At 43.4% G+C, this 14,532-nt stretch carries 16 protein-coding genes and 1 pseudogene; 6 read left to right on the top strand and 11 right to left on the bottom strand.

All coding sequences use genetic code 11. The features are described 5' to 3' along the window. From AC1DUA_RS16545 to AC1DUA_RS16535, 3 genes and pseudogenes are all read left to right on the top strand, one after another. A pseudogene (locus AC1DUA_RS16545) lies at positions 1 to 202 on the top strand (hypothetical protein); the annotation flags it as partial. A gap of 191 nt (positions 203 to 393) precedes the next feature. Next, on the top strand, positions 394 to 930 hold the full coding sequence (locus tag AC1DUA_RS16540) for an ImmA/IrrE family metallo-endopeptidase (RefSeq protein ID WP_477500809.1): 537 nt from the start codon (positions 394 to 396) through the stop codon (positions 928 to 930). Next, a complete protein-coding gene (locus tag AC1DUA_RS16535; RefSeq protein WP_477500808.1) occupies positions 905 to 1,294 on the top strand; it encodes a hypothetical protein in 390 nt (129 codons plus the stop codon). Before AC1DUA_RS16540 ends, AC1DUA_RS16535 begins: the two co-directional genes overlap by 26 nt. A 56-nt stretch (positions 1,295 to 1,350) precedes the next feature. On the opposite strand, the gene ppnP is transcribed toward AC1DUA_RS16535, so the two are convergent. The 4 genes from ppnP to AC1DUA_RS16515 all read right to left on the bottom strand — a co-directional run bounded on the left by ppnP (position 1,351) and on the right by AC1DUA_RS16515 (position 6,041). Next, a complete protein-coding gene (ppnP, locus tag AC1DUA_RS16530; RefSeq protein ID WP_145658187.1) occupies positions 1,351 to 1,668 on the bottom strand; it encodes a pyrimidine/purine nucleoside phosphorylase in 318 nt (105 codons plus the stop codon). A 93-nt stretch (positions 1,669 to 1,761) separates the two neighbouring features. Further along, positions 1,762 to 3,783 carry a transketolase gene (gene tkt / locus AC1DUA_RS16525; RefSeq protein WP_477500807.1) on the bottom strand — a complete coding sequence of 674 codons (2,022 nt, stop codon included), beginning with the start codon at positions 3,781 to 3,783 and terminating at the stop codon, positions 1,762 to 1,764. Positions 3,784 to 3,972: 189 nt separating this feature from the next. Then, positions 3,973 to 4,872, bottom strand: a complete 900-nt coding sequence (purU, locus tag AC1DUA_RS16520) for a formyltetrahydrofolate deformylase (protein ID WP_477500806.1) — start codon at positions 4,870 to 4,872, stop codon at positions 3,973 to 3,975. A gap of 41 nt (positions 4,873 to 4,913) precedes the next feature. Continuing rightward, entirely contained in the window at positions 4,914 to 6,041 is a 1,128-nt protein-coding gene (locus AC1DUA_RS16515) for a deoxyribonuclease IV (protein ID WP_477500805.1), read from the bottom strand. Between the two features lie 127 nt (positions 6,042 to 6,168). Here AC1DUA_RS16515 and AC1DUA_RS16510 point away from each other — a divergent pair, with 127 nt between their 5' ends. Continuing rightward, a complete protein-coding gene (locus AC1DUA_RS16510; RefSeq protein ID WP_477500804.1) occupies positions 6,169 to 6,597 on the top strand; it encodes a DUF2621 domain-containing protein in 429 nt (142 codons plus the stop codon). 70 nt (positions 6,598 to 6,667) lie between these two features. Here the strand turns inward: AC1DUA_RS16510 and AC1DUA_RS16505 are convergent, their stop codons facing one another. Beyond that, positions 6,668 to 7,087, bottom strand: a complete 420-nt coding sequence (locus tag AC1DUA_RS16505) for a hypothetical protein (protein ID WP_477500803.1) — start codon at positions 7,085 to 7,087, stop codon at positions 6,668 to 6,670. A gap of 124 nt (positions 7,088 to 7,211) precedes the next feature. On the opposite strand from AC1DUA_RS16505, the gene AC1DUA_RS16500 reads away from it, so the two are divergent. Then, positions 7,212 to 7,580: a helix-turn-helix domain-containing protein gene (locus AC1DUA_RS16500; RefSeq protein WP_174806797.1), complete on the top strand. Its 369-nt coding sequence runs from the start codon at positions 7,212 to 7,214 to the stop codon at positions 7,578 to 7,580. 224 nt (positions 7,581 to 7,804) lie between these two features. Here the strand turns inward: AC1DUA_RS16500 and AC1DUA_RS16495 are convergent, their stop codons facing one another. Then, the gene (locus AC1DUA_RS16495) at positions 7,805 to 8,311 is read right to left on the bottom strand and encodes a tyrosine-type recombinase/integrase (protein WP_477500802.1); all 507 of its coding nucleotides are present in this window, start codon (positions 8,309 to 8,311) and stop codon (positions 7,805 to 7,807) included. A 622-nt stretch (positions 8,312 to 8,933) separates the two neighbouring features. Further along, the gene (locus AC1DUA_RS16490) at positions 8,934 to 9,800 is read right to left on the bottom strand and encodes a metallophosphoesterase (RefSeq protein ID WP_477500801.1); all 867 of its coding nucleotides are present in this window, start codon (positions 9,798 to 9,800) and stop codon (positions 8,934 to 8,936) included. Positions 9,801 to 9,997: 197 nt separating this feature from the next. Here AC1DUA_RS16490 and AC1DUA_RS16485 point away from each other — a divergent pair, with 197 nt between their 5' ends. Continuing rightward, positions 9,998 to 10,180, top strand: coding sequence for an anti-repressor SinI family protein (locus AC1DUA_RS16485; RefSeq protein ID WP_477500800.1), 183 nt, complete (start codon positions 9,998 to 10,000; stop codon positions 10,178 to 10,180). A 21-nt stretch (positions 10,181 to 10,201) separates the two neighbouring features. On the opposite strand, the gene AC1DUA_RS16480 is transcribed toward AC1DUA_RS16485, so the two are convergent. The 4 genes from AC1DUA_RS16480 to AC1DUA_RS16465 all read right to left on the bottom strand — a co-directional run bounded on the left by AC1DUA_RS16480 (position 10,202) and on the right by AC1DUA_RS16465 (position 14,313). Beyond that, positions 10,202 to 10,543, bottom strand: coding sequence for a helix-turn-helix domain-containing protein (locus AC1DUA_RS16480; protein ID WP_161407778.1), 342 nt, complete (start codon positions 10,541 to 10,543; stop codon positions 10,202 to 10,204). 208 nt (positions 10,544 to 10,751) lie between these two features. Beyond that, on the bottom strand, positions 10,752 to 11,093 hold the full coding sequence (locus AC1DUA_RS16475) for a helix-turn-helix domain-containing protein (RefSeq protein ID WP_477500799.1): 342 nt from the start codon (positions 11,091 to 11,093) through the stop codon (positions 10,752 to 10,754). Positions 11,094 to 11,101: 8 nt separating this feature from the next. Next, positions 11,102 to 12,904, bottom strand: a complete 1,803-nt coding sequence (gene glmS / locus AC1DUA_RS16470) for a glutamine--fructose-6-phosphate transaminase (isomerizing) (RefSeq protein ID WP_477500798.1) — start codon at positions 12,902 to 12,904, stop codon at positions 11,102 to 11,104. A gap of 296 nt (positions 12,905 to 13,200) precedes the next feature. After that, positions 13,201 to 14,313 (bottom strand): DegT/DnrJ/EryC1/StrS family aminotransferase, encoded by a 1,113-nt coding sequence (locus AC1DUA_RS16465; protein WP_477500797.1) that lies wholly within the window; start codon positions 14,311 to 14,313, stop codon positions 13,201 to 13,203. Between the last annotated feature and the right edge of the window lie 219 nt (positions 14,314 to 14,532).

The following is a 14,532-nucleotide window of genomic DNA, read 5'->3' as shown; positions in this document are numbered from 1 at the left end:
GCTCGCTGGCTTTGCGCCGACGGATGAAGAGTCACTGGATGCCCCTACCGGACCGGGTGTTAGCGACATCGATGATCCTGTGGTTAGCCTATTTTTTAAGGACTTCCAAAGTGCGCCCAAGGAACGACGGGACGAGATGCTGCGGTTCTGGCACTTCATCAAAGAGCAGCAGATCAACCGCACGCCGGATAGCGAGCAATAGTACATATGATATGAAGTTAAGCCCATCGGGCTTTTCTTTATCCTTATAAATCGAACGTATATTCTCATTTTAATCATATCGAGGTGTTTTCCCTGCTTACTCACTATCAAACAACCCCTCTGGAACAGTGGGTCGAAGCTTTATATGAGCAGCATGACATCACAAGGCCAGCTCAGCTTTGCATGACCCATTTGGCAGCCAAGCTGCGCATTTGGGTCTATACCATGGATATGAACAGTATGGCGGTCGAAAATAATGGGCAGTTCAGCATTAACGTTGACCGTCGTCTCTCCCCTAAGGAACAGTGGGAAGATTTCTTGCACGAGCTCTGCCATGTTCTCCGGCATTCCGGCAACCAGATGGCGATGCCTGATCGTTATGTGAATTGGCAAGAGCAGGATGCATTCGCCTTCCAACTCTACGCAGCCCTTCCTCTCTCTATGCTGAAAAACCTCCCGCTGCCTGAGAACAAAAATGAATTGATCGCCTATCTTTCTGAAGAATTCCAGGTCACTTTCCGACTTGCCAAAGCACGGGTCGAACAAATTGAAAGGCGCGCCCTGCAGGGAGCCCTGGACTATGAGTGCCAACAATATACGCAAAACCAGTCAAATAAGAAATACGATCCATCCAATTGGTCCGAAGCAACCCGCTTAATCATGGACAAGCTGGAGTTTTTAAAATCCAAGGGGGTGCCTGCAGGTGGCAAAACTAACCGTCTTTTATGATTATCATGAAGAGGGCATCGTACCGATCCTTTTATCGCTGCGTTTTCGGCCAAACGAGCTCAATTTTAGCAAAAATTCGCTATACGTGCCATTGGGAGGACCCTTTCAGCAGCTGAATATGGTTGAGATCAACGAGCTCGATGCCGGCATCACCGTACTGATGGAAGACCTCATCGTCAATCTGGAACGACCTCAGTCCATTGGCATCTCCCTCTCCAGCTTGAAGCTTCGACATGCTGCACATCTGGAAGGATTCTTCGATATCCAGCAGCTATGGCTGCGGATGAATGACATCGAGGAAGTGCTTCAGATGGACGTTCGCACTTTGTACCCTTGGRGTAACTCGCACAAGTCCCCCAAATAAAAAAGTCCCACACATCCATGAACAATGTTCACCAGATGTATGGGATATTATGATCTCTATTCACTAATATAAGAGCAGATATAATCGCTAACTGTTTTCACTTCAAGCTTGAATTTTGCATTAGCTGGGACGGTGAACTCACCTTGTCCATTGATGCTGATCCATTCGCTGCTGCCTGGAAGTAGTACGTTCAGCTCACCAGCTTGGATTTCCATAATTTCTTTCACATCTGTTCCGAATTCATACTCACCTGGAAGTAAAATGCCCAATGTTTTTTTCGTGCCATCGGCGAATTGCACCGTGCGGCTTGTTACTTTACCATCAAAATAAACATTAGCTTTCGTTAATACCGTTACATTTTCAAAGCTGGACATGATCAATAGTTCCCCCTCTAAAATGGCTATAAAATAAGGCCAAGCCCACGCGAGGTGGGCTCTGGCTTTGTGACTGACGCGGCTATATTTGTTCTAAGCTAGTAAAGCTTTAACTCTAGCTACAACGTTCTCTGGTGAGAAGCCGTACTCTTTCAGGACTAAATCGCCAGGCGCGGATGCACCGAACGTGGAAATACCCAAGACGGAACCTTCGTCGCCAACATAACGTTCCCAACCAAGTGGGAATGCCATCTCAACAGCAAGACGCTTTTTGACATGTGGAAGAATGACCGAATCTTTGTATTCTTTGGACTGTTTCTCGAACAGTTCCAAGCTTGGCAAGCTGACAACGCGAACGTTGATACCTTCAGCTTGAAGCAGCTTTTGCGCCGCGACAGCCAATTGTACTTCAGAACCTGTTGCAAGAATTTGAGCATCTGGCTTACCGTTTGCAGCATCGGATACGACATATCCGCCTTTGCTCAGGTTCGCTTTCGCGCCTTCAACCGCACCTTCAAGAATCGGCAGGTTTTGACGAGTCAAGACAAGGGCAACTGGACCCGTTGCTTGGGAAATGGCATAACGCCATGCTTCAGACGTTTCATTTCCGTCAGCCGGACGAATGACCGTAATACCTGGAATGACACGAAGCGCAGGCAATTGCTCAATCGGCTCATGCGTTGGTCCATCTTCACCAACAGCGATACTATCGTGTGTCAGAACGTAGATAACCGGAAGCTGCATAAGCGCCGCTAGACGAATGGACGCACGTAGGTAGTCAGAGAATACGAAGAATGTTGCACCGTATACTTTCACGCCACTATGCAAAGCCATACCGTTCAACGCCGTACCCATACCGAACTCACGAACACCAAACCATAAATTACGACCAGCATAGTTGCTTGCACTATAATTGGATTCGCCTTTGATCATCGTATTATTGGAGCTCGCTAGATCCGCGGAACCACCAATCAACTGTGGAAGCAAAGGAGCAATCGCGTTGATCGCATTACCGGAAGCGACGCGAGTTGCCATAGGCTTGTCCGATGTGCTATAAACCGGAAGGTTCGCATCCCAACCTGCTGGCAGTTCGTTATTGACCGCTGCGCTGAATTGGTTGCCTAATTCCGGATAAGCTTTAATGTAATCATTCAAAAGAGTGCTCCAAGCTTGTTCAGCTGCAGCGCCTTCTTTACCAATTTCCGCATAGTGGGCACGAACTTCATCAGGAACCAAGAAGTCTGGTTCTTCCGGCCAGCCGTATGCTTGTTTCGTCAATTTCACTTCATCGCCGCCAAGTGGGGAGCCGTGAGGTCCAACGTGACCGCCTTTTCCGCCTTTGTTCGGGCTACCGAAACCGATTGTCGTTTTCACTTCAATCAAAGTCGGACGAGTTGTATCAGCTTTCGCTTCAGCGATCGCTTTGGAGATTGCTGCAAGATCGTTCTGCTCTTCTACACGCAGCACTTGCCAGCCATAAGCTTCAAAACGTGCCTGAACGTTTTCGGAGAATGCCATATTCAGCTCGCCATCCAGCGAGATATCATTTGAATCGTAAAGCATAATCAATTTGCCTAGTTTCAGGTGAGCAGCCAGGGATACCGCTTCAGAGGAAACGCCCTCCATCATGTCGCCATCACCACAAATCGCATATGTATAATGGTCGATTACTGGGAAGTTTTCTTTGTTATATGTCTCTCTCAGGTGAGCTTCAGCCATAGCCATACCTACTGCCATACCAATCCCTTGTCCAAGTGGACCGGTTGTTGCGTCAACACCTGGCGTGTGACCGTATTCTGGATGTCCTGGTGTTTTGCTTCCCCATTGGCGGAAGTTTTTGATCTCTTCGATCGGCAAATCATATCCACACAAGTGAAGAAGGCTGTATAGTAGCATGGATCCGTGACCAGCAGAAAGCACGAAACGGTCACGATTGACCCATTTCGGATTAGCTGGGTTGTGCTTCATATGCTGTTTCCACAGCACGTACGCCATTGGAGCAGCCCCCATGACCATACCAGGGTGACCTGATTTAGCTTTCTCAACGGCATCGATACCTAACGTACGAATCGTGTCAACTGCTAATTGCTCGATTGTTTTATTTGTTGTTGTCATTTCGAAAATTCCCTCCTATATGTCTCTACTTACCTAAGTCTTAACTTGTACATACAAGTGACTTTTCTCGCTTGCATTATTGTACCATTTGCTTTGAGGCTTTGCCACAATAAACCGTTAAAACTCATCGGATTTGCGCGCACCACCAAAAAAGACTGCATCCTTATCGGATACAGCCTAGTTTTCCCATCAATTGAAAACGACAGTCTTATTATTATGAACAATAATACGATCTTCCACATGCCACGCAACAGCTCTAGCAAGAACGATCCGTTCAATGTGGCGACCGATTCGCTTCAAATCTTCTACATTATCGCGGTGGCTAACCCTTTGAACGTCCTGTTCAATAATAGGTCCACCATCTAATTCTTCCGTCACATAGTGCGCAGTTGCACCAATAATTTTCACGCCGCGGTTATGCGCTTGAGCATACGGCTTACCGCCTACAAAGGCAGGCAAGAACGAATGATGAATATTAATAATGCGATTCGAATAGTGCTTGATGAAAGATGGCGAGACGATCTGCATATAGCGGGCCAGTACAATAGCATCCACGTTGTCTCCCACTACTTCAAGCTGGCGGCGCTCCGCTTCAGCCTTCGTATCTACCGTAACCGGAATATGGTAATACGGGATGCCGAAAGGCTCTACCAGCGATTGCATGTCTGGATGATTGGAGATCACCATCGCAATTTCCGCATTCAAATCGCCTGCGCGCCAGTGCCAAAGAAGCTCAAGCAAAGCATGATCTTCCTTCGAGACAAAGATCGCGATACGCTTCTTCTGACTAGCTAGAGACAAGCTCCAATCCATGGAGAACTTCTCGGCAACGACAGAAAATGCCTCTTTCAATTGCTGCACTTGGCTCTCCAACTTCTCCAGGTCGAACTCGATGCGGATGAAGAACATACCGCCTTCCGGATCCATCGTATACTGATCGGACTGCACGATATTCGCACCATATTCAAATAAAAACTGTGACACTGCCGCCACAATGCCCGGCTGATCCGGGCACGAGATTAACATTCTTGCTCTATTCGCCCATTCGCTCTCCCTGCGAGTCAGGCTGTTTGTATTTCCCCGTTCCATGTGAATCCCCCTAAATGCTTTCTAATCAAGAGCTATCTGTATTAAGCCTTCTTCAGTATATCTTGACCGGCAAGCCAAACGATTAGACGTTGGTTAAGCTGCTCCTCGCTTAGGTCGGACAACAATCTTTCCTCATGCAAAATATCGTACAAACGATCTAACGGCTCGCGGCCGTCCGCTTTTTTGGCTTTCGCATCGTTTTTCAAAATGTCCCAAGTTTTCAATACATAATCGCGGAAATGAATATCCTTTTTGCCAAACAAATGGTCAATTCGTTCAACATGATCCAAGAACTCTTCGCCGAAGCGGCCTTTGAGGTTACCGGATAAGAGTGCAATCTCAACTTCGTACATCGGACGCTGCGTTTTGTCTTCTTTTCCGATCCAAGGCGTCTCTAGAATCATCGGCAAGTGCTGCAGTTTCTCATGATTAGCGATATTATTCATCGCCTCAAAGCCAATCCAGCCTGAGCCTAACGGTGCATGACGGTCTTTGGAAGCTCCGCGGGAATTCTTGCTGTCGTTTAAATGAATGACGCCAAGTTTCTCTAAGCCAACTACTTTATCGAAATGATGCAGGACACCATCCAAATCGTTAACGATATCATAACCGGCATCATGAATATGGCAAGTGTCCATACAAACCGTAAGTTTGTTGTTAAACTCGACGCGCTCCATAATTTCCGCAATTTCCTCGAAGCTGCGACCGATTTCGGTGCCTTTGCCTGCCATTGTTTCCAGCGCAATATTCACGTCTGTGTCCTTCACGCCAGCCAGTACTTCATTCAAACCTTCAGCGATCCGTGCAATGCCGTACTCTGCATCCTTGTCCGTGTAGGCACCTGGGTGAAGAACGATATTGCGCACGCCAATGTAGGCGGTCCGGCGAATTTCTTCTTGAAGGAAGCGAACAGCTAGTTCAAAGGTATCCTCTTTGTAGGAGCCCAAGTTAATGATGTAAGGAGCATGAACAACAATTTCGTTCATTGCATGCTTGTCCATCAAAGCTTTGCCTTCTTCAATGTATTGATCCTCAATTGGTTTGCGGCGCGTATTTTGCGGAGCACCTGTGTATATCATAAACGTGGAAGAACCGTATGAAACTGCTTCTTCAGCTGCATTTAACAAGCCTTTATCTGAAAACGAAACGTGTGAGCCAATTTTGGGCATGATCCATTGCTCCTTTATTGAGTGTCTATCTGCTACCTTCCTATTTTACTCGGATTGTCGCAAGAAATCTAGAAATAAGGTATAATTCTTATCATATATGACTGTTTGGTAGTGAGGTGACAAATAAATGGCTAACGATTTTTTCATGTGGTTCATTATTTTCTGGGTTTTTGTCCTGCTTTTCTTCATGTCTGTAGGCGGATTCTTCATGTTTCGCAAGTTCCTGAAGGTACTCCCCAAAGAGGACGGGAAGTCCAAACTCGATTGGCAGAATCATTATGTCGACAACTCTCGCCATCTATGGACGGAAGATTCCAAAGCATTTCTTGATCAACTGGTTTCTCCAGTGCCAACGGCTTTTAGAGACATTGCCAAGCACTCTATCGCTGCCCGAATCGGACAGGTCGCTTTGGAGGCCCAAGCCAATGAAGTAACGAGGGATCACTGTATCGAGGGGTACATTCTTGCGACTCCGAAACGTGACTACCGCAGCTTGACCAGCTTCCTTGAGAGGGAGCAGATCGACTATAGCGCCTATAGGCATTTGCTTCAGTAAAATGAAGAAGCCATCCCTTGGATCTAGGGATGGCTTTATTTAATATGGCGGCCGTCAAACAGACTCATTGTCATGCCTCCTGTGTAGTAAATAAAAATGCGGAGCTTTTAGTGATCTTAGCAAATTCCTTATTATGTAAAGTTGCAAGTTGATTTATCTCATAAAGCAATTCGAATTCTACGTAGTCGTTAGGTTGAATTGCCGCTTTATACAAATAAATATCTTTGTTCTTACTCACAAGGTCTATGCAGCCCTCGCAATGGAACGTTCGATTCGCAACGATAAACTCAAAGCCGTATATGATTTCGTTGTCGGTAGGTAAAATCAATGAACTTTCGAAGGTAAATTGAGACTTCTCTAATTCCAAAATATCGATCATGGCATATTTCGTATGAATATTTCTCTCGTACATTTGAACAATTGTTAATTTACCTTCTAAAGGGGAAGTAAGTGTTAATTTGCTTCTTTTTCCGATAGTCAAAGCCTTCACACCACCTTAATACATATTGTATCTAGTCAAATGAATCTTTGCTTTGTTATAATGGTTTTCTGGTATATTTGGTTAAACACAGTGGATATAATGGTAGAAAAATAAACAGTGAGGAATGATCAAGCTGAAGTATGGAGACCGCATTGCCCTCTTACGTGAAAAGAGAGGATTAACCCAAGAAGAATTATCCATTAAAATTGGAATCTCTAGGGCATCTCTTTCTCACTATGAAACAAGTCGTCGTGAGCCCGATTACGAAACCATTAATAAAATAGCGAACTTTTTTAATGTTTCCATTGACTATTTGCTTGGACGCACGAACCTTCAGCAAACTGTTCTTGATAACGATGTTCGGGACTTTGTAGAAAATCTTGATTTAACAGATGAAAATATTTTACAAAAGTTTTCATTGACCGTTGATGGCCGCAAGCTTTCACCAGATGAAGCAAAACGGTTCATTGCCTTTGTAAGGGCTGAGCGTTCGTTGGAGTAGTTGATCGTAGAGCAAGTTGTACGTTATGAGCCTGAAATTTCTGTTTGTCGATGCCTAGATAGAGAAGAATCTGATGAATATCGATTGAAATCTTAAGTTCTTGATTCATATGCGAACCTACCCCCAACGCTCAGCTTTTCTTAAAAAGTGAAAAATCATTGCTTTGTTACACATGATACGTTATGTATCTGACGCGAGGCGCGGCGGCGATGATTCGCCTATTTCTACTTATTTACACCGATATACTTCAAGGTAACTGATGGGGCGGACTGATTAAACAAATCTCTAAGTACAGAGACATTTTTCGTTTTTAAATAGTAGTGATAGCCATATGTTTTACGGAGTGTGTGCGTGCCGATATCTGTTAAACCTACTTGCTTAGCCGCTTGATTTAAAATGCGATAAACTCGAATTCTCTTGATGGGATTACCAGTTCGTTGAGACGGAAATAAGTAATTATCCTCGTCCATATATTGAATATACTCCTTGATAAAGGCCTTAAGCTGTGAAGAAAGCTGGAACGTCTTGACTTTACCCGTTTTTTCCTCCCGAACACTTACCGCATTTCGATCCCTCACATCTTTTACTTTCAATGATAGAAGATCGCTAAGATGGRGTCCGGAATTAATCCCGATTGTGAAGAGCAGCCAGTCCCGAATCGATTGTTCTTTTAAAACCTCTTGTAATTGTTCAATTTTCTCTTGGTCTCTTATCGGTTGAACAACTTGCATGAATAGCACCTCACATGACCATAATCAAAATTCATTGTATGTATCTATCTTTTGCTATTGCATATAAACTTAACTATTCTAATCTATCAATCCTCCTAATTATTGTATGTTACATATTGTATCACAAATTCGATAAATGATCTATGCCTTTTCCTGTTCTCAAAAGCTAATATCTAAGGTATAATTCTTAATAAAGAACGTTTTCATCCTTTAACAAATCATGGGGGGAGGCCACGTACATTGTTAAAAGTTACTAGGTTTCTATTTATCGTTCTCATTTTCAGTGCAATTACGTTTCCTGTATATAACAATAACAATAACAATAACAATAACAATAACAATAACAATAACAATAACAATAACAATAACAATAACAATAACAATAACAATAACAATAACAATAACAATAATAATAATAATAACAATAATAAYAACAATAACAATAACAACAACAACAACAATCATAATAACAACAATCACAATGACTGGAATGATATCAACTGGGACGACATTGGTTGGGATGATAATGATTGTGTAGATTCATACGATATCTGGAAAAAGTGGTTCTGCTATTAAATCAATAAAAAGCTCCGTCAGCATCGGCTGGCGGAGTTTTTGTTGGTTATGTCTGCTTCGCATCTAGGACAAACACGGTAATTTCAGGCCGACAATTGAACCTTATTGGAAATAATGTTGTTCCAATTCCGCGATTTGTGTAAACGTGAAACTCACTTTTCTCGAAGGTATAAAGTCCTACCTGGTATTTTTGTCCTAGGTCCGGTGTAAATAGGCTCCCATAAAAAGGAATCCGAATTTGCCCGCCATGACTATGACCGGAGAGCTGCAAGTCAACAGGATACTTCAAAGCGGTATCAGCGAAATCCGGCTCGTGTGCAAGCAGCAGTGCGAAATCGTCTTCCTCGGTACCCTTTAGGGCGAGAGGTAGATTCGGCTTACCATGGAACATTTCATCGATTCCGACTACCCATAAACGGCTATTCCCTCGTTCAATCGACTTGTTTGCGTTGACTAGTACAGTGAAGCCGGAACGTTCAAGTACATCCTTTACCCGACTGGGGTCCAGACGCATATCGTGATTGCCAAGAACCGCATATTTCCCCAATTTCGCTTGAAGTCGCGATAGAATCGGAATCACATCGTCACTTATTTCACCATAGATAGAGTCAAATAAATCACCTGTAAAACAAACCATGTCTGGCTTTTGCCGTTGAACTAGCTTGACCACTCGAGCCAGTTGATCCAAGCTATAGTACTTGCCGAGATGTGTATCGCTGAACTGAACAATTCGCATGCCAGCAAATGCTGTCGGATACTTGCTGTACGCAAGTCGAACCGTTTTCAACTGAATCCAATACCGCTCTCCGAAAACGCCATAAATACCGCTTGCCCCCGCAAGCATCGCCAAGGAGCCAACTGCTGACATACTATGTTTGAGAAACGTTCTGCGATTCATACGTTTATTAGCCACTGTATGTCCCCTCTTTCACGAGAATCTCTAGGTCTAAATGCGGATGCTCACGCGGAAATTGTCGAGGGGAGTCGCATAAGCGCCGATACAATTTGTATAATTTTAATATGAACGGGATTGATTTCACAGAAAAAACGTGCGATAATAAATTACCAGATACGATTTGTATCACAAAGAATGCTTTGGAGGGGTCACTTGTGAATCATCAGATGCATCAGACGGATTTGGAAGAACTTGATACGGAGTGGATAGATCTTATTATGAGCGCACGTAAGATGGGTTTTACGATGGACGAAATTCGCGCATTCCTAAGAAGCCCTTTCCAAACGACTCAAAAGTCACATAATTCAACTGAAAATGATCCTTGTATGTCCCCATAGATCTACACAAGAATATCTGGCTTATTCGTCGTTTGGTCGCTTCATTCTCCATTTGTTAAAATCCAGAAATTCACGAAACTGCTGCTTATCAACCCCAGATGTCATAGCTTCTTTAATAATGTCATACCATTCCTGATCGAGTTGAGGTCCATCCTGAGCTGTCTCATCCTGTTCATCAATTAATCTCTCGACAGGTACTTTTAATACAGCTGCAATTTTCTCAAGAAATTGAATAGAAGGATTCTTCTGAATATCCCGCTCCAAGCTGCTAATGTATGATTTGGCAACCCCTGCTCGTTCAGCGAGTTCTGTCAATGACAGGCCCTTCTCTTTCCTCAATTGTTGAACACGTTTTCCAATCATTTCTTATCTTCCCTTATCTTAAAGTGATGGGTGCTCATATAATTATATCAGAATTCCCTTCAAAGAACAAATATGTATCTTATTAAGAACAAAAAAGCCCCCAACGGGGCTTTTAGGTCTTGCATGGATTTCATTTTCATGTAGCCTGATAATATTCATCTATAGCAGCATTCAGTATCGTGCAGAACCGATGACTTTGGTATGCTCACTAGTTAACCTTATCCTTATGCCATTTCATAAATTCTATCAAAATTTTCAATTCATGTATGCGTTCCTTGGCGATACCTGATTGTTTCAAATCAGATATAAAATCCATCCATTCTTGATCCAGCTGATGATTCGTTCCCGTATCTTCCGTAATTCTCAGTAAAAGTTTAAGATCAACGTTAAGAACCTCTGCGATTTTTTCTATGACATGAATCGAGGGGTTCTGTTTGAGATTTCTTTCAATATTGCTTAAATAGGATTTGGAAATACCTGTCCGCTCTGAAAGCTCGGACAATGTGTACCCCCTTTGCTTACGAATACTTGAAATATTTTGACCGATCATGGTTATCATCACTCCACGGTGACACTTTTGGCAAGATTTCTTGGCTTATCAACATCACAACCTCGATATACGGCTGCATAATACGCAATTAATTGTAACGGAATAACGGAGACCAGCGGGGTAAGAAGTTCATGAATGGCAGGCAAGACGATTTGATCGTTCTTTTCCTCCATCCCCTCCATGCTGATCATACAAACGTGAGCGCCGCGTGCTTGAACTTCTTGAACGTTGCTTCTTATATTCCCCTTAATATGGGATTGGGTCAAAAGTGCAATAACAGGCGTCCCCTCTTCAATTAAGGCAATCGTCCCATGTTTCAGTTCTCCACCAGCAAAACCTTCTGCTTGAATATATGAAATTTCTTTAAGTTTTAATGCGCCTTCCAGACAGGCATAGTAGTCAACGCTTCGCCCGATAAAAAAGCAGATGCGTGACGCGTTCAAATACTTCCATACATTCTCTTCCATCATCTCCTTCTTGTTAATCATAATTTCCATCGCATTCGCGGCAAGACTTAGCTCGTGGAAAGGATTGATGTCATACTGGATTCCTTTCGCACGTGCGCTATCGAATGCAAGTATCGCTAAAACAGCAATTTGTGCTGTATAGGCTTTTGTCGATGCTACCGCAATTTCCGGTCCGGCGTGTGTGAGTAACGTGAAATTCGCTTCACGTGATAAAGTGGAACCTGGTACATTGGTAATCGTTAATGTTGGATAGCCCAGCTGCTTGATGGCAACTAATACGCCTCTGCTATCCGCCGTCTCTCCGCTTTGAGAAATAAAGATAAAAAGTGGGTTATTGGAGAGGATGGGTCTGTTATACAAAAATTCACTTGCGATATGAGTTTCAACGGGGATACCGGCTATTTTCTCAATCAACTGTTTGCCAACCAACCCCGCGTGATAACTTGTTCCGCAAGCAATGATATATATACGATCCGCATCCTTCATGCTAGCACGAATGCTAGGATCGATGATCAAATCTCCATTACTATCTTGATATTTGGAAACGATTTTACGTATGACAAAGGGCTGTTCATCAATTTCTTTCAACATATAATGCGGGTAGAGCCCTTTCTCTATATCGCTTGCATCTAGCTTCACTTGAAAAGGTCTGCGCTGAATGACCTCTCCGCTCAAATTTTTAACCGTTTTTGAGTGTTGGCGAAGAAGGACCATCTCCTCATCCATCAATTCCACGAACTGATTCGTTAGCTGCAGCATCGCCATAGCATCGCTTGCGATAACATGAAAGTCTTGGCCTAGTCCAATGAGCAAGGGACTTTTATTTTTACCGACATAGATCGTATGAGTGTCCTCGTTATCTAATAAGGCAACCGCATAAGAGCCTTTGATTGCCAAGAGCAATTGCGTAAAAGCTTCCTCAACCTCCAACCCGCTTCCAACTAATTTCTCCATCAGCTGAACAATAACTTCCGTGTCCGTGTCGCTTGAGAAAGGTACTTCAGGCAGAAAATGCTGCTTAATTTCTTCGAAGTTCTCAATAACCCCATTATGTACAATGGTGAAGCGGCCGCTGTTACTTTGGTGAGGATGAGCGTTTCTGCGGCTAGGTTTGCCATGTGTTGCCCATCTGGTATGACCAATACCAACTAACGCCGTCTCCTGATGATCAATAACATCATTAAGTGCTGCTATCCGTCCCTGTTCTTTGTAAATATGTGTACCACTTTCATTCAATAAAGCTATTCCGGAAGAATCGTACCCTCTGTATTCTAGTTTTTCTAATCCTTTAATCAAAAATGCTTTCGCATCCTGATTACCTATATATCCTACAATTCCACACATTTTAGATCTCCTTCGAAATAAAATTCTTAATAAAGAACAATGAAGTAATAATTAGCAATAAATTGAATACATGCTCCAATTCCTTCATAAGTTTTTACAAAGGGAGGGATTATGTGATGTATTCACTTTCTACGAGTGTATGGAAAAAGGCGCAACGTACTTACCACAAGGTCTTGCATGCATACAATTCAATACTCTACAGGGACTGCCTTGACATAGAAATGAAAGAGGCTTTGTTTGAAAAGATGCTGCATCATAAACAGAAGATAAATGAAGGCGCTTAAACGTGCGCAGTATTAAACACTAATGCTTTTGGCCTTAATCAATGATTCCTTGATACATTCGATAACTCGCATTTGCTCATCTTCCGACATACTAGATCCGGAGGGTAGACATAACCCCATTTTAAACAATTGCTCGGATATATTCTCATTGTCACTATGAGGGTAAAACTTACCCCCTTCAAATAGCGGCTGCATATGAAGCGGTTTCCAAACTGGACGTGCCTCAATATTTTGTTCCGCCAATGCTCCCAGTAATGCCTCAATGGATACACCAGCTTCATTCTCGTCCAAAGTTAACACAGTGAGCCAACGATTCGAGCGCGTACCCGGCAGCTCAGGCATAAACTTGATTCCTGGAACATGCGCCAACTCTTGATAATACCTTTTGAAGATCGCTCTTCTAGCGCTAACTCTCTCTTCCAGCACCGCTAACTGTGCTCTTCCGATCCCTGCCAACACATTACTCAACCGATAATTATAGCCAATCTGACTATGTTGATAGTGTGCCGCATAGTCGCGTGCTTGGGTTGCTAGGAAACGAGCTTTATTAAGCTCCTCGCCATCATTGGACACCAGCATACCCCCGCCTGAAGTCGAAATAATCTTATTGCCATTAAAGGAATAGATGCCAAACTTACCGAATGACCCGCTCGCTCTCCCTTTATAAGTGGAGCCTAACGATTCTGCCGCATCCTCAATAATGGGGATATTAAATGTATGACAAATTGCCAGAATTTCGTCCATCTTCGCACTTTGACCATATAAGTTAACAACGATGACCGCTTTAGGCAATTTCTTATCTTTGGCGGCATCATGTAAGGCACGTTCTAATGCCTGAGGGGACATGTTCCATGTTTCCGGTTCCGAATCAATAAACACCGGTAAAGCTCCCAAATAGACAATCGGATTAGCACTCGCGACAAATGTAAGACTTGAGCAAAAAACGGTGTCACCTGCCTTAACCTCTAATAGTCGCAGAGCCAAATGAATAGCCGCCGTTCCGGAACTGACCGCAGCAGCATCGTTCACCCCAACATAGGAAGCAAGTTCTCTCTCAAATGCATCGACATGTGGGCCAAGTGGAGCTATCCAATTCGTATCAAATGCATCTTGAATATAGGTCATTTCATTCCCGCTCATGTGCGGAGGGGAAAGATATATTCTTTTTTTATCCGTGAACACTGGTTATGCCACTTCCTTTACTAGATTCTTGGGACAAAAAAAGCGCCTTAGGCGCTGTTAGGCAAACTTTCGGCCGCTAATAATTTTTGCTGGGGTTCCTACTGCTGTGCTATTCGTCGGAATATCGCTAATTACGGTAGCACCTGCTCCAATAATTGCCCA

It is taken from the genome of Paenibacillus sp. 01T422 (genome assembly GCF_056398785.1).
This window is presented reverse-complemented; position numbering and strand designations above follow the sequence as displayed.

What these genes read in the sequence shown, in the direction of transcription:
- ppnP (WP_145658187.1), bottom strand. Translation starts at nt 1,668, where the DNA reads ATGTCCAGCTTTGAAAATGTAACGGTATTAACGAAAGCTAATGTTTAT.
- tkt (WP_477500807.1), bottom strand. Translation starts at nt 3,783, where the DNA reads ATGACAACAACAAATAAAACAATCGAGCAATTAGCAGTTGACACGATT.
- purU (WP_477500806.1), bottom strand. Translation starts at nt 4,872, where the DNA reads ATGGAACGGGGAAATACAAACAGCCTGACTCGCAGGGAGAGCGAATGG.
- AC1DUA_RS16515 (WP_477500805.1), bottom strand. Translation starts at nt 6,041, where the DNA reads ATGCCCAAAATTGGCTCACACGTTTCGTTTTCAGATAAAGGCTTGTTA.
- AC1DUA_RS16510 (WP_477500804.1), top strand. Translation starts at nt 6,169, where the DNA reads ATGGCTAACGATTTTTTCATGTGGTTCATTATTTTCTGGGTTTTTGTC.
- AC1DUA_RS16480 (WP_161407778.1), bottom strand. Translation starts at nt 10,543, where the DNA reads ATGATTGGAAAACGTGTTCAACAATTGAGGAAAGAGAAGGGCCTGTCA.
- AC1DUA_RS16475 (WP_477500799.1), bottom strand. Translation starts at nt 11,093, where the DNA reads ATGATCGGTCAAAATATTTCAAGTATTCGTAAGCAAAGGGGGTACACA.
- glmS (WP_477500798.1), bottom strand. Translation starts at nt 12,904, where the DNA reads ATGTGTGGAATTGTAGGATATATAGGTAATCAGGATGCGAAAGCATTT.
- AC1DUA_RS16465 (WP_477500797.1), bottom strand. Translation starts at nt 14,313, where the DNA reads ATGACCTATATTCAAGATGCATTTGATACGAATTGGATAGCTCCACTT.